This window comes from Nocardia nepalensis, assembly GCF_048910785.1.
GTDB lineage: Bacteria > Actinomycetota > Actinomycetes > Mycobacteriales > Mycobacteriaceae > Nocardia > Nocardia nepalensis.
Genome location: NZ_JBKBET010000020.1, coordinates 214,199 through 238,865 on the forward strand (window position 1 = coordinate 214,199; position 24,667 = coordinate 238,865).

A 24,667-nucleotide genomic window follows, 5' to 3' on the forward strand; every position below is an offset into this window, starting at 1 on the left:
CCTAAGCCAGCCGCAGGGTGCCGCCTTTGCCCGGCTGCGGGAGCCCTGGTTGCGCCGACGCGTCGGTAGTATCGGCATGTCGCATCGAAACAGCCTTGCCCACACCGCGTTCAACTGCGAAGGGGATACCGATGGCAGACAACGATTCGAGCGCTTCCGCACTGATCGACGAGCGGATTCGAGATCTGAACGACTGGCGCGGCGCGACGCTCAGCACGGTGCGCGAAATCATTCACGAAGCAGATCCCGACGTCGTCGAGGAGTGGAAGTGGGTGAAAGCCACGAGTCCCGGCACAGCCGTGTGGTCCCACAACGGGGGGATCTGTACCGGTGAGACGTACAAGAGCGTGGTCAAGCTGACGTTCTTCAAGGGCGCCGCTTTGCGCGATCCGTCAGGCCTGTTCAACTCCAGCCTCGAAGGCAAGGTCAGGCGGGCCATAGACATCGGCGAGAACGACGTGATCGATGCCGAGGCCCTGAAGAAACTCATTCGCGAAGCCGTGACACTGAATCTGCAGGGTAAATAGGATCCGGGCGCGCCTGGCCGCCCCCAGCTGCGGGTCCACCGAGGACGTTGACAGCCACCAACGTCACTGATACGCATATGCTATGACTGCGCCGGATGATTTCGAGTTCGAAGCCGTCTACAAAGGCACGGGCGGCCCATTCGGGCCGGGCGTCAAACCCCCGTGGAGTATCGGGGAACCCCAGCCGGAACTCGCCGCGCTGATCGAGCAGGGCAAATTCCATGGCGATGTCCTCGATGTCGGATGCGGCGAGGCGGCGATCTCGCTATATCTGGCCGAGCGGGGCTACACCACCGTGGGACTGGATCTGTCGCCGACCGCGATCGAGCTGGCCCGCGCCGAGGCGGCCAGGCGCGGCCTGGCCAACGCCTCCTTCGAGGTCGCCGATGTCACCTCCTTCACCGGCTACGACGGCCGCTTCGGCACCATCGTCGACAGCACGCTATTCCATTCGATCCCGGTCGAGTCGCGGGCGGGCTACCAGCAGTCGATCGTGCGCGCCGCCGCACCGGGGGCGTCGTATTTCGCGCTGGTGTTCGACCGCGCCGCCCTGCCCGAAGTCCCCGTACCGGGGCCAGCGCCGGTGACCGCCGACGAGCTTCGCGACGCGGTGGAAAAGTACTGGGTGGTCGATGAGATCAGGCCAGCCCGAATCCATGGCAACCTGCCCGTCGACGACTTCGGCTCGACCACCGACGGCCCGAGATTCCGATTCGAGGGCATCCGCGACGAACCCACCGGCCTGAAGTCGGTCCCCGCCTGGCTGCTCTGCGCCCGACTGGGCTGATCCCCTACAAAGCCAGTTCGCGGCCTGCGCCGCCCAGCCGAGAGGCACCGGCAACCATCGAAGTACACCGGCTCGTGCCTCGCCGTCTTGTTCGGCGAGCTTGCACAAGCTCGCTGCGGTAATGCGCGCCGATGAACTGCGGCGACACGGTTCCGCGATTGCCGCAACCTGCGGGCGGCCATGGGTGGGGGTGTGGACATGTCAGCCTCCAGGTTGTCGAGGTGTCGACGTATCGCCCTGAGACGCGGATGTTCGACCGCGGTTGATGACGCGCACACCGCCAGTGGACCAGCCGGTCGGCGCGGTCGGCTGATGCACTCGCATCGCAATTGCGTTGCGGGGAAGGGGAATAGGACCGTCTCGTGTGCGGAGCGCGCTCAGCGCCATCGCCGCCGGGTTGGCCTGAAGGCCGGCGCGGAGGTGTTCTTCACCAGCCGGTTCAGGGTTGGGACGGGACTTGTCGGTGCGGTCACATATCTTGGGGCGCATCGTGATCGATCGGGAGGGAGAACGATGGCCTCGAATCCGAGTGCCACGCCGGATGAACCGGCCTGGGAAAGCGCTTCTGTCGTGCGGGTTTTGCCCGCCGTCGCACCGCGCAAACTGAACAAGGTGCCGTTCGTGGAGCTGGCCGATGGACGCCTCCAGGGCGTGGTGTCTAGTGGCTCCGATATTTCACGCGTGTACGTGGCGTCGGTGACCGCGGGGACGCATGGGCTGAGCTGTAGCACCAATAACAACCGGCCGTGCGGCGGGTTGAACCAGGGGTGGGTCTGCAAGCATCTGGACGCGCTCATCGAAGAAGCGGTGCTCCAGTACGGGCAGGACCGGGTGGCGCGCTTCCTGCGTGTCGAGGTCCCTGACGGCGCCCGACTCGCGCACTGCCTCAATGGAACTCGCGATCCGGCTCCGGCCGCCGCGGTGTTCAGCCGGTTCCTGCGGCATCTGACCTACCTGGAACTGCCGGGTAGCGCGACGCCGATCCCGGAACTGCACTGGTTCCCGGCGGGGGTGGGTCGCTGATGCAGGCCGTACAACTAGCCGCACTGGCGGATGCGCCCATCGGCGTCGCGGCGGCGCTGGACGCGGTGAGCGGCTTCGATACCGCACTGGTCAACGGCTTCGCCCGGGTTTCCGAACCGCAGAGCGCGGCACTGGCGGCGCTGGCCGGGGCCGTGGCGGGTTCGCCACTGGCCGAGGCGGTGGCGGCGGCGGTGTCGAAGGTGAGCACGGGGGCGGTCGGCACGGATGAGCTGTCCGCGCTAGCCGCCGCCCGTGCCGCCCTGCTGGGCGCGGTGCACGACGCACTGGTCGACCAGGCCGATACGGCACTGGGCCGCAATCGATCCGAGTGGACGGCCGCACCGGAGGCCGCCGCCCCGAGCCCGCTCGCGGCGGGTTCGCGTGCCTGGCTGGGCGAACTTGCCATCGCCGGATGGCGCGGCGTGGACCACGACCTGGTGGCTGCCGCCGATCAAACCGTGGAGTCGCTCCTGGCAGACCCCGCGCTGCGACGGCTGGCGATCCTGCTGGACGGCTTCACCGCCGAACTGGGCGCCTGCGCGCCGATCGCGACCATGGACCGGGTGCCCGCGCGACGCTGGGCGGATCTGTGGACGCGCGCCCTGCTGCTGTCCTGGCGCGGCGCGGAATCTGCTGTGACCGAGTCGGTTTCGGGTCGGCTACTGCCGCTGGGCGTGGACCTACACGAGCACGGGACCGCGGTACAGGCCCAGGTGCACGGCGTGCTGGAGGTCGCGGGCGCACCGGCCCGTCGGGTGCGGGTATCGGTGGCCGCGGCCAAGGTGGACACCATTGTGGGACCTGCGGTTTGGCAATTGCTGGGTGCGCATCGGCAGTTGCTCACCGCGCTGGCCGAGCAGCGCGCGCTGGAGCTCACCGACATGCCGCTGACGGCGACCGGTGACCTGCTGTGGGATGACGATCGGGCGAAGGCCGGGGCGGCCGCCGATCCGTTCGTCACCGCCACCGTGCAGCTGCCGCAGGCGCAGGCCCCGGCCGTCGCGCCGCTGGACAGCGATCCGGTGCACATCGCCGAACCGGTTCTGCTCGAGGGGTACCGGTTCCGCGACGGTGCAATGGAATTGGGCGAGCAGCGGATTCGAGTGGAACTGGACGCGCTGCCATCGGCCGGTCCGCTCACTCCGGCCGGGGTAACCGCCTCCAGCACCATGATCGGATTGCTGCGCTGGGATGCCGGCGGCTGGTCGGTGCGACCGCTGGCCGTGCGACGCAAGGTCAAGAGCGCACTCACCGCCTTCCACAACGGTGACTGGGCACTCGGTCCGACCGATCCGAAAGTCGCGAAGGCACAGGCCAGGTCGGGCGACGCCGTGGCGGTGTTGCGCGAGCGCGCAGGACGGTTGCTGCGCAAATGACTACAGCATCGCGAAGCGATTCCATGGGGGGTGGCGGTCGGGTGACGGACGGGCCGAATCACGAGACGCGACGCCAGATCCTGTACTGGCGTCTCCTGGCCGGAGTCTTCACCGGAGATCAGCAACCGACGCTGGAACAGGCGAGCGCGGGCATCGTCGACGATCTGGGGTTGCCGCTGGCCGTGCTCGATCCGGGCATTTCCATCGACAATGTGGTGCAACGCTATCCGGAGATGAAGGCGGAGTTCGAAAGCCTCGACTTTTCCGAGACCGTCGACTCCGCGACCGAGACCGTGGATTCCGCAGCCGAGAACGAGGCCGTGGCCGATTCGCCCCAGCCCACTGGCGCGGCCGATGTCCGAACCGCCGCACTGGTTTCCAAGCTGCTGCTGAACGTCTTCGCCACCGGCTCCGGCCAGGTCAGCGCCACCCAGCTGGCGGGCTGGCAGTCCGATGCCAACTGGCTGCGCCGCTGCCTGGGCGAGGAGCAGGCCGGCGCCGTACAAGGCGTGCTCACCGGTCTGGAAGGCGAACTGGTGTCGCGCATGCGGCTGCGCGAAGTGCTGGCCGATCCGCACCTGGCCGCCCAGCTCACCCCGAGCATGTCGCTCATCGAACAACTGTTGCGCGACAAGCACAATCTGTCCGGCGTGGCCCTGGCCAATGCCAAGCGCCTCATCCGCCGCTACATCGATGAGGTCGCCGAAGTCCTGCGCACCCAGGTACAGCAGACCAGCGCCGGTTCCGTCGACCGCACGGTCGCGCCCAAGCGGATCCTGCGCAACCTGGACGTGGACCGGACCATCTGGAAGAACCTGCCGAACTGGAACCCCCGGGACGAGCGCCTCTACGTCGACCGGCTCTACTACCGTCAGACCGCCAAGCGCACCGTCCCCGCTCGCATGATCGTGGTGGTGGACCAGTCCGGTTCCATGGTCGACTCCATGGTCAACTGCACCATTCTGGCGTCGATCTTCGCGGGCCTGCCCAAGGTGGATGTGCATCTCATCGCCTACGACACCCGCGCCCTGGATCTCACCCCGTGGGTGCACGACCCGTTCGAGGTGCTGTTGCGGACCAATCTCGGTGGCGGCAACGACGGCCCGGTCGCCATGGCCATGGCCCAGCCCAAGATCACCGACCCCAAGAACACCGTGCTGGTGTGGATTTCGGACTTCTACGAGTTCGACCGCTCCCAGCCGTTGTTCGAGGCCATGGAGGCGGTGCACCGCTCCGGGGTGAAGCTCATCCCGGTCGGCTCGGTGAACAGCTCCGGCCACCAGAGCGTCAACCCGTGGTTCCGTGAACGGTTCAAAAACCTTGGTACCCCGGTGATTTCCGGACGCATCCAGAAGCTCGTGCACGAACTCAAGAACTTTCTCGACTAGGAGACCAGCCATCATGAACGACGTTTTGCGCGCCCCCGCCGAGGTCAAGTACGCCGAGGAACTGGACTGGCTGGAGTCCGTCGACGACGGCCCCAAGCCGTTCGCGTGGCGGCTGAGCCCGAAGATGGTGCGGCTGTTCATTCTCGGCTCCGAACGCGCCGACGGACTGGACCGCCAGGTGGAGCAGAAGTGGTTCGGTGACCGCAGTTTCGTCGAGCGCAGCATCGTCACCCTGGCCTCGGACCGGGGTCTGCTGCTCATCGGTGATCCGGGTACCGGCAAGAGCTGGCTGGCCGAGCTGCTGTCCGCGGCCATCAGCCGCAATTCCACGCTGGTGGTGCAGGGCACCGCCGGCACCACCGAGGACCACATCAAGTACTCGTGGAACATCTCTATGGTCATCGCCAAGGGCCAGTCGCGCGAGTCGATGATCCCGTCCCCGATCATGACCGCCATGGAGCAGGGCGTGATCGGTCGCTTCGAGGAGCTCACCCGCTCCACCAGCGACGTGCAGGATGCGCTGATCTCCATCCTGTCGGAGAAGTACGTCTCCATCCCCGAACTCGACGACGACAATGTGGTGTTCGCGCAGCCGGGCTTCTCCATCATCGCCACCGCCAACAGCCGCGACCGGGGTGTGAACGACCTGTCCTCGGCGCTCAAGCGGCGCTTCAACTTCGTGCGCATTCCGGTGGTGTCCAACAAGAAGAGCGAGGCGGAGATCGTGCGCTTCCGCACCGCGGAACTGCTGCGCCGCCATTCCATCGAACTGGAACTGCCGCCCACGCTGCTGGATATCCTGCTCGAGAGCTTCGCCGATCTGCGCGCCGCTGCGGCCGCCGCCACCAGCGACGACGACAAGCTGGAATCGGCCCTGTCCACCGCCGAGCAGATCGGCGTGCTCGAGGACGCCATCCTGCACAGCCAGTTCTTCGGTGCGAAGGAATTGGGCGCCGAGACCCTCGCCGGTTCGCTGGTCGGATCACTGGCCCGGCGCACGCCCGAGGACTTGGCCATTCTCAACAAGTACCTGCACGGGGTGGTCGAGCCGCGCACCAAGGACAAGAAGGGCGATGCCGCCTGGGGCGAATTCCTGGAGGGCGGCCGCGCGGCGATCGCGAGGCTGTCGTGATCGTCTCCGATACCCTGCCCACGCCGAATACCTTTGCCGCGCTGCGGGATCAGCTGGCGGACGCGGCCGTCGCGTTCGCCGGGGCGCCGGGCGACATCCTGGCGGGCATGGTCGACGATGTCGACCGGGCGCTGTCGGAGCGACTGGAGATCTTCCCGGTCTGTCACCACTCGCCCGCCTCCGGTCTGGCCATGGTGCGGCGGCTGCGCGAAAAGCAGCCGAGCGTCATCTACCTGGAACTGTGCGAAGACATGCGGCCGCTGCTGGACGAACTGCGCAACTGCCGGTTGCCGGTTGCCTTGCAGGCCTTCGCCACTGATATCGAGGGTTTCCCGGCGGAATGGGCGCCGCTGTCGGTGGTCGCGCCGATCACCGAATCGTCGGCCGAATACCAGGCCATCGCCTACGCGCTCGATACGCCGGGCGTCGAACTGGTGCTGGTGGATCGATCCACCGATCACGTCTTCCAGTGGGCTCCCAAAGAAGCGGAGTCGGAAACATCCGCTGACGGCGAGCAGCCCGAGGACGACGGCCTGCACGGCGAAGCGGTCGGCATCGAAATCGGTGATCTGCGACCGCGTTTCGCCGAGTTGGAAGAACATCTGCTGCACCACGGCAAGGTCCGGCACTGGTCGGAATGGTGGGACCAGTACGTCGAGCAGCCCCTCGTGGACGCCGACTACAACACCTACCGGCAGGTCATGGTGATGATCGGCAGCCTGTTCCGGCGGCTGCGGCGCGGTAGCACCGTCGAGGACGAGGATCGCGAACGGTACATGTGGACCCGCATGCGGGAACACTTGTCCGCCAACGACATCGATCCCACACTTGCGTTGTACGTGTGCGGCGCGGCCCATGCGGCCAGCCCGGTCGACCAGTTCGGACTGGCTGCGTCGGAGCCGTTCGAGATCTCGCCGCGCTCGGCCACGAAATGGCACTACGGGCTGATCCCATCCAGCCACTCCGCCATCGAGGCACAGTTCGGGCTGGCCGGCGGCGCGGTGTCGATCGCAGCGGCCACTTGGGCGAAGGGATTGCGACGCGGCAGATTGCAGTCGTTCCAGCTGGCAGGCCAGCAGGGGACGAAGAAGCGCGCCAAGACACTGCCGCTGCTCCCGGCAGAACCGGAAGCCCAAGTAGCGGACCGGCTTTCGGGTTTCCTGTCCCGGCCACCGGTACTCGACCCACTCGATGAGGCCGAACTCCTGGAGTGGTCGGTGGATCTCGTCCGGCTGGCCCGGCGCAATGGCTACCTGGCCAGCACCGCCGACGCCATCGCCATCTTCGAGACCTCGATCCTGTTGGCGGGCTTGCGCAATCGTGCTCGTCCGACGCCGTACGACTTCCAGGACGCGGCGGTCACCTGCATCGAGAAGGATCGGGTGCCAGGGCGGCGCGATGTGCGGCGGCTGTGCGAAATCCTGCTCGGCGGTGACCGTATCGGCCAGGTCGGCTACGCGGCACTGCCGCCGCTGGCCCGCGATGTGCTCGACCGGCTGCAACCGCTGGGACTGGACCTGTCCAAGCGGACGCTGCAGCGCGCGCTGCTGGACCTGAAGGTGAATCCGGACCTGCGGCCGTGCTCGGATCTGCTGTGGCTGCTGCGCAGGTTGCTGCCGCAGGACGCGCTGCGGCCCATCATGGGCTCGCGCGGACTGGGCGACACCTCGATCCAGGAGAGCTGGGATATCGGGCTCGGCAAATACCAGCGCTCGCTGGTCGAGCTCGGCTACGAGGGTGTGTCGGTGGAGCAGGTGCTCGAGCAGCGCCTGCGACGCGCGGTCGCTGCGCCGGACGCGACAGCGGCCGTGGCGCTCGGCGCGGTCGAGGATGCGCTCGTCTATCTGGGATCGGTCCGGCTCGCCGACGAGCTGGGGAATCGCGCGGTCGAACTCCTCGCCGCCGAACGAACGGTGGACGACGCGCCCGTCGTGTTGCGGCGCATCCGGTTGCTGCTCAACTACTTCCGCTCCACCGAGCACGGCTTGCCGGCGTGGTGCGAACGGTTCGTGACGGCCGGATACGCGCATTACTGCACCCTGCTGCCCACCGCGTTCGCCGCCGAGGAGACCGGACCGGCGCAGGTGGCGGCCATGCTGGGCTTCCTGTTCGGGATGGAGAACCTGGCGCTGTCGCTGGGCTGCGATCACACCCAGCTGGAACTGGCGGTGCTGCAATCGCATCCGGAGGCGCCTGCCAAGGTGGCCCTGTTGTGGGCGGCGCGGTTCCAGCTCGGCATGCTGACCATGGCCGAGCTGCGCGAGCGGTGCGACGGGATGCTGGCCAATCCGCTTGTGCTGCCGACGGTTCCGCAGTACGTGAGCGGTTTCGTGCAGGCCATCGACCCGGCTCCGGCGCTGAAACCCTTTGTGGTGGAGCTGTTGTCGAAGGCCTTCGGCACGCTGCCGGACGCGGTGCTGCTGCCGTGGCTGCCGAAGCTCATCACCACCCTGAAGGACCAGGCGGGCGACCTGATCCCGGGACTGGTCCGGGAAGCGGGCCGCACCTTCCCCGGCGCACTGCCCGCCGTGGACACCTTCGTGCCGCCCTGGTCGGTCGAATTCACCACGGCCACAACGCCAGCGGCGGCGGCACCGCGCGGGCCGGTCACCGAACTACTGGCCGCCCACCCCGCCGCCTGCGACGCGCTCACCGGACTGCTCGGCATCGAGGGCGGCTGGCAGGAGGCCGGAAACCGCGAGGTAACCGGTTTGCTCGACCGTTTCCCCGCAACCGCCACCGCACTACTGGCGGCGCAGCTCGGGGTGTCAGCCCCGCGGAGCTGACGCGGGCTCGGCCGGTTCGTCCCCGAAATATGCGGCCGGGTGTCCGCCGAACCGGCCCGGCCGATACACCCGCCCCAGCCCCGTTTCAGCGAAAACGTGGGGTCGGTTCGAACAGAACAGGTCAGGCCCGGTGATCTACCGGGCCTGGACCGAAGACACCAGCTGAGACGATGCCGCCACCATGCGTGTTCGAGTCGGCTGACGGCTCCACAAGCCGAACCGTCGTCAAACGGTCGCCACGTGCATGCGGAAACGACAACGATCAGGTCCGAATTTTCCCGGCGCCTGCAACAGGAAGTGTGGGGCGAGAACCCCGACGCTGGATCGCCTCGCCCTATGCCGCCCAAGGGATCGCCACACCGGTCAACGGCGGTTATCGGCTGCGCGGAGGCTGGAGCTTCTCCTCTGGCACCGACCACTGAGGACGGCCCTCGGGGGATCGATTCGACACAAGTGAATCCCCCGCCAAATGAAACAGGTCAGGCCCGGTGCGATACCGGGCCTGACCTGCGATCCAAGTGGAGCTAAGGGGACTCGAACCCCTGACCCCCACACTGCCAGTGTGGTGCGCTACCAGCTGCGCCATAGCCCCGAGTGGGTTGCTTTCAGGTTTCCCTGACTGCCTGAACGAAGTTACACCACTGGCGTGTCGGCAACCAAATCGCCTTGATTCGGGGGTGGCGGAGGGGGTTGTGCGACCGTAGAATCGAACACATGTTCGATAGCGATGATCTCTCATCCGTGGACTTCGGCGCCATGAGTGACGCGGGGCTGATCGATGCCCTTCGGGCGGCGCATGGGCGGGCGGCGGTGGCGCAGGCCGCCGAGGTGTTCGCGGTGCGGGAGTTGTATCGACGGCATCGGGCCGAGAGTGCGGAGCCGGGGCCCGGCGGGGTGCGGGCGGGGGAATTCGCGGCCAGTGAGGCGGCGGTGGCGCTGCAGGTCGATGAGGGGACGGCGGGGGCGTTGATCGATATCGGTCTGGCGCTGGAGGATTCGCTGCCGCAGACACGGGCGGCGTTCGCGGCGGGACGGATCGATCTGGCGAAGGTGCGGGTGATCGTGGACAACACCCGGGCGGTGGCCAGGGAGGTGCTGGATGTTCTGGAGCCGCGGTTGCTCGAGGCGGCGGGGCGGAACAATTCGGTGCGGCTGCGGCAGGCGGCGCGGCGGTGGGCGGCGCGGTTGGATCCCGGTGGGGCGCAGCGGCGGCGGGAGTTGCGCCAGGACGAGCGGGATGTGCGGCTACGTGCGGTACAGGACGGCATGGCGGTGTTCGACGGGTTGCTGCCCGCGCCGGGCGCGCAGACGGTGGCGATGCGGTTGCGGGAGATGAGTCTGCAGGTGTGCGCGTCGGATCCGCGGAGCATGCCGCAGCGGCGGGCCGACGCCCTGGTGGCACTGGCGGATGGGTCGGGGCGGCTGCGGTGTCATTGCGGGCGCGGTGCGCGGTGCCCGAAGTTCGGTGCGCCGATCGAGCGGCCGCGCAGGCCGTTGATCCAGATCGGGATTCCGGCGGACACGCTGCTCGGCATTCGGGACGCACCGGCGTTTCTGGCCGGGTACGGGCCGATCGATGCGGCGCTCGCCCGGATTCTGGCCGAACACGCACGCTTCCAAGTGATTCCGGAACGCTCGGCCGCCGATGACGATCCAACCGCGACCAGTGAGGCTGCGCAATGGCGGCCGTCACCGCGACTGGAACGCGACGTGCGGGCGGTTGACGGCATGTGCCGCTTTCCGGGTTGTGTCATGCCCGCCGCGGAATCCGAGCTGGACCACAATCACCCCTTCGACCACCAGCGGCCCGACCGCGGCGGCCGAACCATTCGCACCAACCTGGCCGTCCTGTGCACTCGCCACCATCGCCTGAAGACATTGGCGGACAACGAAAGACTCCCCTGGCGCACCTGGCGCGCCGACCTCGATCGCCTGCAATGGACCGCACCGACCGGCGACATCCACACCACGGTCCGCGAGGGCGCCCGCTATCTCTTCCCGCGCACCGACTCCGACGCACCCGTGGCCCCATACGCCGGCCACCACCGATCCGACCCGATCGAACCCACCGCGACAATCCCGATCCGCCCCGCCGATCGCCCGACCGCCGAAGACATCGCCTACCCCCTCGACGGCTACATCGTCGTCCATGGTCAGCTGCGCCGAATCCGCCCCGAGGACGAGATCCCCGACGACCAGCGACAACCAGCCCAGGCACCCAGCGACTGACCGGACCGCATTCATCGAGACCAGACGACAGTCACCACCGGGGTTCAGCGGACCCAACGCAACGCTCCCGAGCTGCGCAGGTTCGGGCCACAGAGGACATCCTGGTCCCGCCGGACGGGCCGACGCTCGACGGGCAGCGTCGGCGGCAGCGCCCGGCGAGCGGTCCGGGCAGTCCGCTCCGGAATGCGCCCACCCCGCATCCGTCGGGTTACGAGATCCCGGACGACCAGCGACAGCCAGCCCAGGCACCCAGCGACTGACCGGACCGCATTCATCGAGACCAGACGACAGTCACCACCGGGGTTCAGCGGACCCAACGCAACGCTCCCGAGCTGCGCAGGTTCGGGCCACGGACGAGATCCCGGACGACCAGCGGCAACGAGCCCAGCGCCCGACCACCGCCCGAACCGCCGCGTTTTGAAGCAATCACGGTGCCGCGACTCGACCGGCATCGCTGTCAGACAGCACCGGCATCGCCTATCGGCCAGCAATAGCAGTAGGTATCACCGGGGCCGTGGGGGCAGACCAATCCGGGCCGATCTCCGCCGGGCTCAGCCCACGCAAGAGGTCCTGGACAACCAAGCCGCATCAAGCCCAGCGCCCGACCCCAACCGAACCTCCCGCGATACGGCCCCCCGACCGAGGCGGGCTCTACCGTCATCGCGATCCCGCCGCGATAGCAATGGTTGCCACTGGGCGAGTCGCTGTTGGTCGGCCGATCAGGTGGAACTGGTGGCGGCATCGGGCGAGAGAGTGCCGCCGTCAGTTCCACGTGATCACTTGTCCAGTAGTGAACAGCGGTCGACGATCGCGCGACGATCGCGGAATGTGTGCGGGAGGCGGTATTCGCTCGGCATCGACGAGCCCGCGGACGAGCACCTCCAGCCGTAACGAGCCCAGCCGCGCCCCGAGTTGCTGCGGTTCGGCGGCGATCAGGACAGGTCGCGACCTGTTCACGACGACACACAGCTGTTGGCTACGACACGCAGCTGTGGGCGACGGCACACGTGCGGTCCCATGCGTGCCGTCGATAAGACACCTGCGCTGGCCGCATACGCCCAGCAGGACACTAACTTGACCGTTCACGACGATCTATCGCTGCCGGTGACGGCGTACAGCCATTCGATGGCCGTCGACCGAAGCACACGGCTCTTTGCGACCGCATATGCCGATCGAACGTCGGCCGCGACGCGCCCGCCAAGAGTGACCTGCCCGGCCGCGCGCGGCCAAGGGCTGTTCGCCGTGTCATCGCACGGCCCGGCATTGCATTCGTACCCTCGCAGCTCCCCGCCGACGGACTGCGGCACCGAGCCGATATTCCAGCATCGCAGAGGTCAGGGACGCTCCCCTCGGGCGTCGCCGAGAGCAATCGACACGCCGTATTGCTCGTTCATTTGAACCTGCAAATTGCATCCAGTACATTCCACAATTACCCCAGGGGATAACAACTTCACCATCCGTAACCTGCGAGATCACCGCCGAAGTCGTCATCGGACCGGATATTCATCCCAGGATTCGTCGCTCAAACGCGATGCGGATCACTATTTCACAGTGATACCGAACACATAACGTAACTATTACGACGCGTCGTATATATACATTTTTACCCATTCGAACTGGGTAAATGCCGAGACTCTATGGTTTCGGTTCAGGCAATTGGGACGTTATCTCAACGTGATCAGCGGCCAATTCTTCGCTAACGTCGGCGGCGGCCCTGATCAACGAGACGGGCCCGAACGCGAACCGCCGAACGCTGGTAACCCTGCCCCGCGGTTCCGAGGATCCCCGACATCGCTGGGGGCAGGGACACGGCGGAATGTCCGCCGGAGCCGAGCGGGCGCAGCCAGGAATCCACATGACTCAGAACCGCAAGTTCACCCGTGCCCTTGGTCTCGCCGCCGTCGCCGGTGCCATCGCCGCCGTTCCGTTCGGCCTGTCCACCGCCACCGCGTCGGCTTCCGGTCACAACTGGGACGCCGTCGCGCAGTGCGAAAGCGGCGGCAACTGGGGCATCGATACCGGTAACGGCTTCCACGGCGGCCTGCAGTTCACGCAGAGCACCTGGGCCGCCAACGGCGGCTCGGGCAGCGCGAGCGGCGCCAGCCGTGAAGAGCAGATCCGCGTCGCGGAGAATGTGCTCGCCACCCAGGGCCCGGGCGCGTGGCCCGTGTGCGGCGCTTACCTGTAAGCCCAGATCTACCGAGCGGGGTCCGTGCCATCGGCACGGGCCCCGTTGTCGTCGGTGACGGCATTCGATCATCGCGACCACCACCGAAATCGATAGCGCCGGAATCAATTCCAGCAACTCTCCGGCCGAACACCGAATATTCCGCCAGCACCCGCTAACCGACCGCGGTGCATTAGAATCGAAAACCCTGCGCGACGGCCGAATTCGCACCTCCCCAGCCCGCACCCGACCGCCCACGCGGTCAACCATCAGTCCCACTCACCGGTACCGCCCATTTCGATTACGCAATCAATCGTTCTCATGGTCCGAAACACCTGCGGTCAGTGATCCATCTCACTACCCTGTTTCCACCCGGCAACTCGTCCTGATCCGCGGACGGTTCAGGTCCTTTACGAAATGCCGTGGCTAGAAAGGCATCTCGACCATGAGCTCGACCCAGACCGCGGACCCGCCGACCCTGCTCACGGGACTGTGGCAACGCAAGCTACCGCACTATCCCGACACTCCCGCCCGCTCCTGGTATCTGGCCCTGGTGGTCATCACCTCCGTGGCGCTGTACTACCAACTATTCGTCACCGGAGCGGTGGGCAATGAGCTGATCGCCTACTTCCACCTATCCTTCCGGTATTTCGTCGGGATATTCATCGCGGGTGCCGCTTTCGGCGCCGCCGCCTCGGTGCTCGCCGGTCTGCTCGACCGCTGGGGACGAGCCAATATCGTCGCCTACGGCGTGGTGATCTGCTCGCTGCTCACCTTGTTCGCCGTACCCGCGACCACGAGCAAAGAGGCGTATCTCGTCGTCTACTGCGTGGTGAGCATCGTCGAAGGCGCGGTGCTGGTGGCGACACCGGCGTTGATCCGCGACTTCTCCCCGCAGTTGGGCCGGGCCTCGGCGATGGGGTTCTGGACCCTCGGGCCGGTGCTCGGCGCCCTGATCACCACCGAGATCTCCACGCACACACTCGATGCGCATCCCGATTGGCAGTACCACTATCGGCTCTGCGGTGTGATCAGCATGGTCATCGCGGTATTCGCGGTGATCGGGCTGCGTGAGCTGAGTCCGGCACTGCGGGACCAGATCATGGTGTCGCTGCGCGATCGCGCGCTGATCGAGGCGCGGGCGCGCGGGTTGGACATCAGCACCCTGGAACAAGGGCAATGGCGGCAGATGCTGCGCGTCAATATCGTCGGATCGGCGCTGGCGATCAGCCTGTTCCTCGCGTACTTCTACACGATCGTGTCGTTCCTACCGGTCTATATGGCGACCATTTTCGGGTTCAGCTCGGCCAAGGCCAATGCCCTCGGCAATTGGTATTGGATCGCCAATGCGATCGCGCTCGTGGTGGCGGGCATCGTGTCGGATTACCTCAAGGTGCGCAAACCGTTCATGATCATCGGCGCGCTCATCAGCATCGTCGGGTTGTTCGTATTCCTCGGCTATACCGAGAAGCCCGATACCGGGTATTACACGTTCGCATTGTGGTTGAGCGTGATCGCGGTCGGCGCCGGTATCGCCTACGCGACCTGGATGGCCAGCTTCACCGAGACCGTGGAGAACCGGAATCCCGCCGCGACCGCGGTAGGTTTGGCGGTCTGGGGCGGCACGCTGCGCGGCGTCGTCACCATCGTGCTGTTCGGTTTGCTGATCGTGATCAATACGGCGGGCACGCTGGTCAACTACGGTCCTCGACTCGCCGAGATCCAGCACAAATACGGTCCGCAGCTCGCGACCATTCAGACGGTCGGCACGGACACCCTCGCGGCATTGCAGAGGGACCCCACTGATCAGGCGGCGCAGGTCGCGGCGCTGACGAAGCTGACGGGGGCGACGCCAGCCGAGATCCAGACGACCATCGGCCTCAATATCCGCTATCCACAGGAGCTGGCGACGCTACAGGCCATCGAACCGGCCACCTTGGCGACATTGGCCACCAATCCGGCCGATGCCACCGCCGGGCTCGCGGCGGTCGGCCAAGTCGCGCAGAAGTTCGGCATCCCGGTAGACCAGGCGATCGCCCGCCTGCAGGCGACCCAGCAGCTCCCGGCCGCCGATCTCGCGGTCGCCGCCAAGGTGGGCCCCAAGCTCACGCAGGCGACGGCGCAGCTGCAGTCGGTCGGCACCATCCCCGCCGATGATCAGGCATATCTGGCCGAGCACGCCACCGAGGTGCAGCAGGCGGCCAAGGATTCGCCCGCACAGTGGAAGCGCTGGTGGTGGATCTGTCTGATCGCGCAGGTGGTGTTCCTGCCCTTCGTCTTCCTGATGTCCGGAAATTGGAACCCGAAGAAGGCGGCCGCGGACGCGAAGGCGCACGACGAGCTCGTCGAGCGCGAACTCGCCGCGATCACGAAGGAAGAACCCGAACCAGAACCAGCCGGATAGTGCGTCGTGCCGGGCGGTGGGGTTGGCATCGCCCGGCACCGGTCACTTGGTGAGGTCGACGACCCATTCGTGATTGTTCACATCGACCTTGTTCTTACCGTCGAAGACGGCAGGCGTCGCGACCTCGCCATTCGCGTCGGTCAGCGCCGCGCGTGCCATCTGGGCGTGGATCTTCGCGGCGTCGAGCTTCGCACCGGAACCGATGCACTGCACCGCCTCCAGCGACGCGCCCGCCTCCTTGGCGACATTCACGAGATCGTCATTGCTGAGATCGGCGCCGCCTTCCTTCGGCTGCTTCGAAGTGAACAGCAGCTCGTGGAACTTCGAGTACACCGAACCCGAACCGGTCTCGGCGACACATTCATTCGCGGCGACCGCGCGGGTCGAATAGTCCTTGCTCTTGGATTTGGGGTCGAGGAATGTCACCAGGTGATAGCGCACGGCGAGTTTGCCCTCGTCCATCTTCTGCGCGATTTCCTGACCGTAGAGCCGCTCCAGTGCACCGCAGGACGGGCACAGCGGATCCTCGTACACGTCGATGGTCTTGGACGCTTCGGGGCGGCCGAGCAGAATCGTGCCGGTGTTCTGGTCCAGGACCGCGTGCACATCCGCGTTGTGCACCGACCCGTATCCGTCGTTGCGGATCGTGGCGTCGTCACGCCCCCACCGGATCGCGAGGATCACGATCAACACGATGAGCACGAGCGCCAAGCCACCCAGGGCATAGGTGGTCGTATTGGACACCGGTCGCGGAGTGTAGTTCGAACGCGATTCGCTCACATCGGATACTCTGCCGCACCCCGGCCGGCCCGCCTCCCTCGGGACCCGCCTATGCGGTCGACCTAGGGCGTCCGGCGTAGTTGTCGCCACAGTCCGCAGGATCGGAGTCCGCGGGGGCGGTCGGCGCGCCGTCGGCGGGCTCGTCCACCAGCAGGTGCTCGGCTCCGTCGGGACCGCAGATGTGGTCAGGCGGACACTCCGACGTTATCTCGACATCCGCGACTCGCCTGCGCAGTGGTTCCGGCACGATCACCCACACCGCAGCCGCGACCGCGAGCAATGCGCCGGTGAGAATGAGTGCCAGACCATAGGAGAAGTGTTGGGCCACAGCGCCTACCGTGACCGGCCCGATAACGGTGCCGAGGTCGGCCGCCATCTGGAAGCCCGCGAGCACCGGCCCGCCGCGGGCCTTCGGTCCGATGACATCCGCGACCGCCGCCTGCTGGGCGGGGGTGAACATGCCCGAGCCGAGTCCGGCCACGAAGGAGGTCGCCAGCAGCCACGGCAGGCTCGATGCGGCGCCGAGTCCGGCGGTGCCGACCGCGCAGATCAGGGATCCGGCGATCAGGAACGGCTTGCGTCCGAAGCGGTCCGAGAGCCTGCCGGATGCGAAAAGCACCGCCACATTGCCCGCGGCGAAAACCGTCAAGGTCACACCGGCCATACCCGGTTTCTGATGCAGCACCTCGACAACGAGCAGCGGCACCAAAGCCATCCGCACACCGAATACCGCCGCGCCATTGGCGAAATTCGACAGCAGCACCGCGCGATACTCCGACCGCGCCAGCCCCTCGCGGAACGACATCAGCCGCAGCACGCCAACCGATTCGGGCGCGGCCAAGGTCGAATGCCGCAGGTTCACGTAGACCACCGCGGTGGCGAGCAACAACGCCGCGGCGTAGATGAGGAACGGCGCTCGCAATCCGAGCCCGGCGAGCGCACCGCCGACCAGCGGCCCACTCACCGATCCGATCAGAAAGCTGGTCGACCACAATCCGGATACCCGGCCGCGCTGCGCGGGCGGTGACATCCGGATCACCAGTGCCAGCGACGACACGGTGAACATGGTCGAACCGACACCACCGGCCGATCGCAGCACCAGCAGCTGCCAATAACTCTGCGCGAAAGCACTCGCCCCGGTCGACACCGCGACGATCAGCAATCCGCCGAGATAGACCGACCGCTCCCCGAGCCGCTGCACCAATCGCCCGCTGACCGGCGCGAACAGCAGACGCATCAACGCGAACGCACTGACGATCGCCGACGCGGCCGCGACACCGACCCCGAATCCGCGCGCGAACTGCGGCAGCACTGGCGCCACCAGACCGAATCCGACGGCAATGACGAATGACGCACCGACCAAGACCCAGATCTCGATGGGTAGCGCCTTGGTAGATCTATCACTCACCGGACAGCGCCTGCCCCACCACTTCCTCCGCGGCCGCCTGCACCTGCGCCAGATGCTCGGGCCCCTGGAACGACTCCGCGTAGATCTTGTACTTGTCCTCGGTCCCCGACGGCCGCGCCGCGAACCACGCGTTCTCCGTGGTGACCTTCAATCCGCCCAGCGGCGCACCGTTGCCGCGCGCCCTGGTGAGCACCGCCGTGATCGGCTCACCGGCGATCTCCTTCGTGGTGATCATGTCCGGTGTCAACTTCCCGAGCAGTGCTTTCTGTTCCGGGGTTGCGGCGGCGTCGATCCGCGCATAGGCCGGACTGCCGTAGCGCTTCTCGAGTTCGACATAGCGCGCCGACGGACTCTGACCGGTGACCGCCGCGACCTCGGTGGCCAGCAGCGCGAGCAGGATGCCGTCCTTATCGGTGGTCCACACGGTGCCGTCCATCCGCAGGAACGACGCGCCCGCGCTCTCCTCACCGCCGAAAGCCAGGCTGCCGCTGAACAATCCGGGCACGAAGAATTTGAAGCCGACCGGCACCTCGTACACATCGCGCCCGAGCACGCTGACCACGCGGTCGATCATCGACGAGCTCACCGCCGTCTTGCCGATCTTGGTCAGCGCGTCCCAGCCCATCCGGTTCGCGACCAGATACTCGATGGCGACCGCGAGGAAGTGGTTCGGATTCATCAGCCCACCGTCGGGGGTGACGATGCCGTGGCGATCCGCGTCGGCGTCATTGCCGGTGGAGATGTCGTAGTCGTCCTTGATGGCGATGAGCGAGGCCATGGCGTAGCGCGAGGACGGATCCATTCGGATCTTGCCGTCGGAATCCAGGGTCATGAATCGCCAGGTCGGATCGACGAACGGGTTGACCACCTCGAGCTCGAGGTCGTAGCGCTGCCCGATCTCCTCCCAGTAGTCGACGCTGGCTCCGCCCATCGGATCCGCGCCGAGCCGGATGCCGGCGCCGCGAATGGCGTCCAGGTTCAACACATTCGGCAGATCGGCGATGTAGTGGTCGAGGTAGTCGTAGCGCTCGACGCTGGTCTCCAGCGCATGCCGCAGCGTGGTCCGCCGCACACCGGACAGTCCGCCGCGCAGCAGTTCATTGGCGCGGTTGGCGATGGCGTCGGTGGCCTTGGTGTCGGCCGGACCGCCGTGTGGCGGGTTGTATTTGAAGCCGCCGTCGCGCGGCGGATTGTGCGAGGGCGTGACGACGATGCCATCGGCCTGATGTCTGGCGCCGCCGCGATTGTGGCGCAGCACGGCATGGCTCAGCGCGGGTGTCGGGGTGTAGCGGTCGCGGGCATCGATCATCGCGGTCACGTCGTTGGCGGCGAGCACCTCCAGCGCGGTGGTCCACGCGGGTTCCGACAGCGCGTGGGTGTCGCGGGCCAGATAGACCGGACCCGTAATGCCGCGCGTGGCACGGTATTCCACGATCGACTGGGTGATCGCCAGGATGTGCGCCTCGTTGAACGCGCTGTCCAGACTCGAACCCCGATGCCCCGATGTACCGAAGGACACCAGTTGCGCGGGATCGGCCGGATCCGGGATGCGGCTGTAGTAGGCCGTCACCAGATGCGCGATGTCCTCCAGGTCGGTGGGACGCGCGGGTCGCCCGGCTCGATCATGGGCCATGCTCGGGTCTCCCTTCCGCGTCGGCTGCGCCCGGCTCGTCATCAAAATCATGTCCACAACCACTGGGTCGTGGCCGCGGCGGCGAACGCCGCGACCAGGCTGGCCACGACGCTGAGCACCACATTGCCCGCCGCGTAGGCGTAGGCGCCCTCGGCGGCGAGCCTGATCGTCTCGTAGCCGAACGTGCTGAATGTGGTGAGCGCACCACAGAAGCCCGTTCCCGCGACGGTGTACAACCAACTGTTCGCACCGGCGCCGATCAATCCACCGAGCAACGCCGAACCGACAATGTTAACGGTCAATGTGCCTAGCGGCAGCAGAGATTCGAATCGCGCGGCAATCGCACGGTCGATGAGATACCGCGCGGGCGCGCCGATCATGCCTCCCACTATGACGAGCAGTGCGTTCATCGGGCGACCCCCAGAATCGGATGCCAGATCTCGACCTCGGACAGCGCGACATTCACCGCGGCGAGCACCTCGGAATTCTGCTGGACGAAGGCCCGCAGCCGCTGGGCCTCGTCGACAGCCATCACCAGCACGGGTAGGTGTTCGGCAAGATCGAGGATCCGGCTGGTGTGGATGCGCGAGGACGCGCCATAGCCCTCCACCCCACGCCACACGCTGGCACCCGCAAGTCCGGCATCGCGGGCGCGCCGCACGATCTCGTGGTACAGGGGGCCGTGCCGCCACTTGTCGTCCTCGTCGAGCAGGATCGTCAGCCGCGCCGCCGACTGCCACTGTCCCGCCGCCGGACCAGTGCCCGCCGGTGAATCATTCATCGCCTGACCCCCTTCCGTCGTGCTCTCCACTGTTCAACTCGTCCGTCGTGCCGTACCAGCCGCCCACCGCGTCACACTCGTGCCGAGCACGACCGCCCCCAATGCCGCCACCACCGTCCCCCCGAGATAGCCGAGCGCCTCGACCGCGGCACCCGATTCGAGCAGTCTACGAACCTCGACGCTGTAGGTGGAAAAAGTGGTGAAGCCGCCGAGCAAGCCGATGCCGAGGAAGGGACGCAGCAGTCTGTGGGCTACCCATACTTCGGTTATCAGAACCATCAGAATTCCGATCGCAAAGCATCCCACGACGTTGATCGCGAACGTGGACCAGGGGACCTGATGCGGTTGCGAGGGCCACCACACGCCGATCGCATAGCGCAGCAGCGCGCCGAGACCACCGCCGAGGGAGATCACCATGAGCACCACCGCCGCAATGCTAACGGTCACACCGGCGAAGCCGAACATCCGGGAAGGCGGCGCGCACCACGAACAGGGCCGTTCGTTGACATGGCGGCCCGCAGCACGTACGAATGCCTGGAAGGTTTGGCCGAAGTTCCCACCTACCCCTACGGATACAGGTCGGGAGCGATGATGGCGGCACGACGGGCAGTACCCCACGCGCCTCGGAATGCGGCGAAGGGCCGCGCAACCGGGCGCCAGCAACTGTTCGGCAGATCGAGTCGCGGCTCTTGGGGGCCTGCGATCCGGCGACTCGGCATCGCGGTCTTGGCGGCCGCGCTGGCCGGACTCGGCTACGCACCGCCGGCCGTGGCGGAGCCGATCTATCCGATTCCGGATCCGGACGGTTTCTATTCGGCGCCACCGGATGTGGGCAACTTCCAGCCCGGCGATGTGATCCGCAGCCGGCCGGTGGCCGCGGCGGGCTTCCCTGGCGCGACGGCGTGGCAGTTGCTCTACCGGTCGACCAATTCGGCGGGCGATCCCATCGCGGCCGTGACCACGGTGCTGCTACCGGTGGGCGGCGGACTCAACCGGCCGCTGGTGTCGTATCAGCCGTTCGTCAATTCGCTCGGCATGCAGTGCGCGCCCTCGCACAGCCTCTTCGACGGCACCATGCAGGAGGCGCCCGCGCTCAATCTGCTGCTGGCCCGCGGCTGGGCCGTGGCCGTTCCGGACCATCTCGGCCCGACCAGCGCCTATGGCGCCGCCCACCTGGGCGGCAGGCTGACGCTGGACGGGATTCGGGCGGTAAAACGTTTCCCGCCAGCGGATCTCGCGGGCAGCCCGGTCGGCATGACCGGATACTCGGGCGGCGCCATGGCGACCGGGTTCGCGGCGGCCCTGGCTCCGGAGTACGCGCCCGAACTGCCGATCGTCGGGGTGGCACAGGGCGGCGTCCCGGTGAATATCGCCAAGCTGGCCGCCGATGTCGGCGCGCGGCCGAATCCGCTGTTCGGCCTCGGTTTCGCGGCCGGGCTCGGGCTCGAACGCGAATATCCGGGCCAGCTGCATCTGGAGCGGATCCTCAATCCCGCGGGCTGGACACTGCGCGGACAAGTCGCCAATGCCTGTGCCGCCGAGATCATCGCGGCGGGTGCGAACAAGGATTTCGATGATGTCTTCACCGGTTCGATGTTCGACACGGACGCGACCACGATGCGGGTCATGCACGAGAACAGTCTGGAAACCTATCCCGGCGTACCGCGCGCGCCGCTGTACGAATGGCACGGCGCCAATGACGAGGTGGATCCGTGGCTGGCCCGGCAGGTGACGGGCCGCTACTGCGCTGCGGGCACCCCGGTGCTGTTCGACGTGATCCCGGGCGCCGACCACAACGCGGCGATCTTCCTCGGCGCGCCACTGGCATTCAACTATCTGTCCGATCGTTTCGCTGGCCTGCCGGCCCCGAGCAACTGCTGATCAGGGATACACCGAAAACACAACGCCCGCGTCATCATCGACGCGGGCGTTGTGCTGTTCGAGCGGAACAGTTCAGTGCACGATCACCGGCTCGCCCTCCGACGGAGCCGGAACCGTATTCGGCATAAGGAATCCGGTGATCACCGCGCCGGCCACGAAAATCGCGGTGGCCCACCAGAAGCTGGTCGTGTAGCTCTCGATCTGCGCCTGCGCGACCGTCAACGGGCCCGGCGTATGCGATGACAGGTAGTCCGTCGCGGCCGAGGCGGCGATGGTGCTCAGCAGCGCCGTGCCGATCGAACCGCCGACCTGCTGGCTGGTGTTGATCATCGCCGAGGCCACGCCCGCGTCCTCGTGGTGCACACCGGCCGTCGCGCCCTGGAAGGCGGTCGACATCGCACCACCGAGGCCAAGGCCCATCAGGATCAGCGCGGGCAGGATATTCGCGACATAGCTACTGTCCAAACCGATCTGGGTCAGCCATGCCATGCCGAGCGCGGCGACCAGGAAGCCAGCGGCGACCACCATCTTCGGACCGACCTTCGGCAGCAGCAGCGAGGGCACTGTGGTCGAGGAAGCGACCATGCCCGCCACCATCGGCAGGACGGCCAGACCAGTCTTGATCGGCGAGTAGCCCATGCTCAGCTGCATGTAGTAGACCAGGAACAGGAAGACCGCGAACATTCCGATACCCGCGACGAAGACCGTCATGAACGAACCGCCGCGAGTGCGGTCCAGCACGATGCGCATCGGCAGCAGCGGATTCGCGATCCGGGTCTCGATCGCCACGAACACCGCGAGCAGTGCCGCGCCGCCGATCAGGAAGGTCAGGGTGACCGGGTTGGTCCAGCTGGTGGACTCGGCGTGCGAGAAGCCGTAGACGATGCCGAACAGCGCGGCGGTCACCACGACGGTGCCCGGGATATCGAGCTTGGGCCGCTCGGTCGCCACATGCTTGGCCAGCAGCAGCACCGCACCGACCAACGCGACCGCGGCGAAGCCGAGGTTGACGAACATCGCCCAGCGCCACGACGCCCACTCGGTGAGCATGCCGCCGAGCAGCAGGCCGATGGCGCCACCGGCGCCCGCGACCGCACCGAAAATGCCGAAGGCCTTGGCCCGTTCGGAGGGTTCGGTGAAGGTGACCGTCAGCAGTGACAGTGCCGCGGGTGCCAGCAGTGCACCGAAGACGCCCTGCCCGACTCGGGCGGCGACCAGCATCTCGAAGCTGGTCGCCGCGCCGCCGACCGCGGAGGCGACGGCGAATCCGACCAGGCCGATAATGAAGGTGTTGCGTCGGCCGAACAGGTCACTGAGTCGGCCACCGAGCAGCAAGAGGCTGCCGAAGGCAAGGGCGTAACCGGTGACGACCCACTGCCGGTCGCCATCGTTGAAACCGAGGTCCTGTTGCGCTGCGGGCAGCGCGATATTCACGACGGTCGCGTCGAGCACGACCATGAGCTGAGCCACGCCGAGTACGGCGAGCACCCACCAGCGCAAGGCATGCGAGCCGCGGCGGCCCGAGTCAGTTTTCTCGGGGGCGGGTGCCCCACGGTCCAGCGTGGTAGTCATGTGTCCCCTTTGTCTCGAGGCTTGATCCGGAGAAGGTTCCTCCGCTTACCGAGTTAAGCTAACACAATAACGGAGACAACACCTCCGCTTAATCCCGCTTATTGCTAGGATGTTCCTGTGAATCACGCCACTACCGTGCCTCCACCTCGGCGTCTGCGCGCCGATGCTGCCCGCAATCAGCAGCGCATCGTCGAGGCAGCCCGCCAGCTGTTCGCCGATCACGGACTCGAGATCACCCTGGACGACGTGGCCGAACGCGCCGGGGTCGGCGTCGGCACCGTTTACCGGCGCTTCGCCAACAAGAAGGAGTTGATCGCCGAGGTCTTCGAACAGAACGTCGGCGAGTTCGCCGTCGCCGCCGAGGCCGCGGCACAACATCCCGACCCCTGGCTAGGTCTGGTCCAGTTCTTCGAATACGCCTGCACCCACCTGGCCACCAATCGGGGCTTCAGCGAGGTCATGCTCGAGCTGGAGGAGGATATGGACCGCTTCGCGCAGCTGCGCGACCGGATCAAGCCGACCGTGGCCGCGGTCATCGATCGCGCGCGCGACTCGGGCGCATTGCAGCCCGATATCGAACCCTCGGACTTCTTCGCGCTGATCCATATGGTCGACGCGCTCGCCGAGTTCTCCAAGCCGGTGAATCCCAATACCTGGCAGCGCTATATGGCCATCGCGCTCAACGGTGTCCGCAGCGATACCGCGCCACGCCGACCGCTACCGGTGCCTCCATTGACGGACGAGGAAGTCGAACAGGCCAAGTCGTTCGCCTGCGCGGGCCGTAAGCGCTAGC

The 24,667-nt window shown here is 66.7% G+C and carries 19 protein-coding genes, 1 tRNA gene and 1 pseudogene; 13 read left to right on the plus strand and 8 right to left on the minus strand.

Features of this window, described 5'->3' with window-relative positions; translation table 11 throughout:
• Positions 1-131 precede the first annotated feature (131 nt).
• The 8 genes and pseudogenes from ACHQ4I_RS12205 to ACHQ4I_RS12240 form a co-directional block, all read left to right on the plus strand.
• Positions 132-527: a DUF1801 domain-containing protein gene (locus ACHQ4I_RS12205; RefSeq protein ID WP_420771820.1), complete on the plus strand. Its 396-nt coding sequence runs from the start codon at positions 132-134 to the stop codon at positions 525-527.
• Between the two features lie 82 nt (positions 528-609).
• Positions 610-1,314, plus strand: coding sequence for a class I SAM-dependent methyltransferase (locus tag ACHQ4I_RS12210; RefSeq protein WP_420771821.1), 705 nt, complete (start codon positions 610-612; stop codon positions 1,312-1,314).
• 513 nt (positions 1,315-1,827) lie between these two features.
• Positions 1,828-2,337, plus strand: coding sequence for a hypothetical protein (locus ACHQ4I_RS12215; protein ID WP_420771822.1), 510 nt, complete (start codon positions 1,828-1,830; stop codon positions 2,335-2,337).
• The gene (locus tag ACHQ4I_RS12220) at positions 2,337-3,713 is read left to right on the plus strand and encodes a hypothetical protein (RefSeq protein WP_420771823.1); all 1,377 of its coding nucleotides are present in this window, start codon (positions 2,337-2,339) and stop codon (positions 3,711-3,713) included. Before ACHQ4I_RS12215 ends, ACHQ4I_RS12220 begins: the two co-directional genes overlap by 1 nt.
• 41 nt (positions 3,714-3,754) lie before the next feature.
• Positions 3,755-5,101, plus strand: coding sequence for a vWA domain-containing protein (locus tag ACHQ4I_RS12225; protein WP_420771824.1), 1,347 nt, complete (start codon positions 3,755-3,757; stop codon positions 5,099-5,101).
• Positions 5,102-5,114: 13 nt separating this feature from the next.
• Positions 5,115-6,233, plus strand: coding sequence for an ATP-binding protein (locus tag ACHQ4I_RS12230; RefSeq protein WP_420771825.1), 1,119 nt, complete (start codon positions 5,115-5,117; stop codon positions 6,231-6,233).
• Positions 6,230-9,019 (plus strand): DUF5682 family protein, encoded by a 2,790-nt coding sequence (locus ACHQ4I_RS12235; RefSeq protein ID WP_420771826.1) that lies wholly within the window; start codon positions 6,230-6,232, stop codon positions 9,017-9,019. The genes ACHQ4I_RS12230 and ACHQ4I_RS12235 overlap by 4 nt, the downstream gene beginning before the upstream one ends.
• 288 nt (positions 9,020-9,307) lie before the next feature.
• Positions 9,308-9,438 (plus strand): annotated as a pseudogene (locus ACHQ4I_RS12240) (hydroxylase); the annotation flags it as partial.
• A gap of 100 nt (positions 9,439-9,538) precedes the next feature.
• On the opposite strand, the gene ACHQ4I_RS12245 reads toward ACHQ4I_RS12240, so the two are convergent.
• A tRNA-Ala gene (locus tag ACHQ4I_RS12245) sits at positions 9,539-9,611 on the minus strand.
• Positions 9,612-9,733: 122 nt separating this feature from the next.
• Between ACHQ4I_RS12245 and ACHQ4I_RS12250 the strand changes: the two genes are divergently transcribed.
• The 3 genes from ACHQ4I_RS12250 to ACHQ4I_RS12260 all read left to right on the plus strand — a co-directional run bounded on the left by ACHQ4I_RS12250 (position 9,734) and on the right by ACHQ4I_RS12260 (position 15,819).
• Positions 9,734-11,248, plus strand: a complete 1,515-nt coding sequence (locus ACHQ4I_RS12250) for an HNH endonuclease signature motif containing protein (RefSeq protein ID WP_420771827.1) — start codon at positions 9,734-9,736, stop codon at positions 11,246-11,248.
• Positions 11,249-13,103: 1,855 nt separating this feature from the next.
• Positions 13,104-13,436: a transglycosylase family protein gene (locus tag ACHQ4I_RS12255; RefSeq protein ID WP_420771828.1), complete on the plus strand. Its 333-nt coding sequence runs from the start codon at positions 13,104-13,106 to the stop codon at positions 13,434-13,436.
• A gap of 424 nt (positions 13,437-13,860) precedes the next feature.
• Positions 13,861-15,819, plus strand: a complete 1,959-nt coding sequence (locus tag ACHQ4I_RS12260) for an MFS transporter (protein WP_420771829.1) — start codon at positions 13,861-13,863, stop codon at positions 15,817-15,819.
• A 42-nt stretch (positions 15,820-15,861) separates the two neighbouring features.
• Here ACHQ4I_RS12260 and ACHQ4I_RS12265 read toward each other — a convergent pair whose 3' ends face one another.
• From ACHQ4I_RS12265 to crcB, 6 genes are all read right to left on the minus strand, one after another.
• Entirely contained in the window at positions 15,862-16,563 is a 702-nt protein-coding gene (locus ACHQ4I_RS12265) for a DsbA family protein (protein ID WP_420771830.1), read from the minus strand.
• Positions 16,564-16,648: 85 nt separating this feature from the next.
• Positions 16,649-18,007 (minus strand): MFS transporter, encoded by a 1,359-nt coding sequence (locus ACHQ4I_RS12270; RefSeq protein WP_420771831.1) that lies wholly within the window; start codon positions 18,005-18,007, stop codon positions 16,649-16,651.
• On the minus strand, positions 18,000-19,640 hold the full coding sequence (pgm, locus tag ACHQ4I_RS12275; RefSeq protein WP_420771832.1) for a phosphoglucomutase (alpha-D-glucose-1,6-bisphosphate-dependent): 1,641 nt from the start codon (positions 19,638-19,640) through the stop codon (positions 18,000-18,002). Before pgm ends, ACHQ4I_RS12270 begins: the two co-directional genes overlap by 8 nt.
• A gap of 47 nt (positions 19,641-19,687) precedes the next feature.
• Positions 19,688-20,050: a fluoride efflux transporter FluC gene (locus tag ACHQ4I_RS12280; protein WP_420771833.1), complete on the minus strand. Its 363-nt coding sequence runs from the start codon at positions 20,048-20,050 to the stop codon at positions 19,688-19,690.
• The gene (locus ACHQ4I_RS12285) at positions 20,047-20,421 is read right to left on the minus strand and encodes a DUF190 domain-containing protein (RefSeq protein WP_420771834.1); all 375 of its coding nucleotides are present in this window, start codon (positions 20,419-20,421) and stop codon (positions 20,047-20,049) included. The genes ACHQ4I_RS12280 and ACHQ4I_RS12285 overlap by 4 nt, the downstream gene beginning before the upstream one ends.
• A gap of 33 nt (positions 20,422-20,454) precedes the next feature.
• Positions 20,455-20,868 carry a fluoride efflux transporter CrcB gene (crcB, locus tag ACHQ4I_RS12290; protein WP_420771835.1) on the minus strand — a complete coding sequence of 138 codons (414 nt, stop codon included), beginning with the start codon at positions 20,866-20,868 and terminating at the stop codon, positions 20,455-20,457.
• A 270-nt stretch (positions 20,869-21,138) separates the two neighbouring features.
• Between crcB and ACHQ4I_RS12295 the strand changes: the two genes are divergently transcribed.
• On the plus strand, positions 21,139-22,302 hold the full coding sequence (locus tag ACHQ4I_RS12295) for a lipase family protein (protein ID WP_420772659.1): 1,164 nt from the start codon (positions 21,139-21,141) through the stop codon (positions 22,300-22,302).
• A gap of 72 nt (positions 22,303-22,374) precedes the next feature.
• Here the strand turns inward: ACHQ4I_RS12295 and ACHQ4I_RS12300 are convergent, their stop codons facing one another.
• A complete protein-coding gene (locus ACHQ4I_RS12300) occupies positions 22,375-23,874 on the minus strand; it encodes an MFS transporter (RefSeq protein WP_420771836.1) in 1,500 nt (499 codons plus the stop codon).
• A gap of 117 nt (positions 23,875-23,991) precedes the next feature.
• Here ACHQ4I_RS12300 and ACHQ4I_RS12305 point away from each other — a divergent pair, with 117 nt between their 5' ends.
• Positions 23,992-24,666, plus strand: a complete 675-nt coding sequence (locus tag ACHQ4I_RS12305) for a TetR/AcrR family transcriptional regulator (RefSeq protein ID WP_420771837.1) — start codon at positions 23,992-23,994, stop codon at positions 24,664-24,666.
• Position 24,667 lies beyond the last annotated feature (1 nt).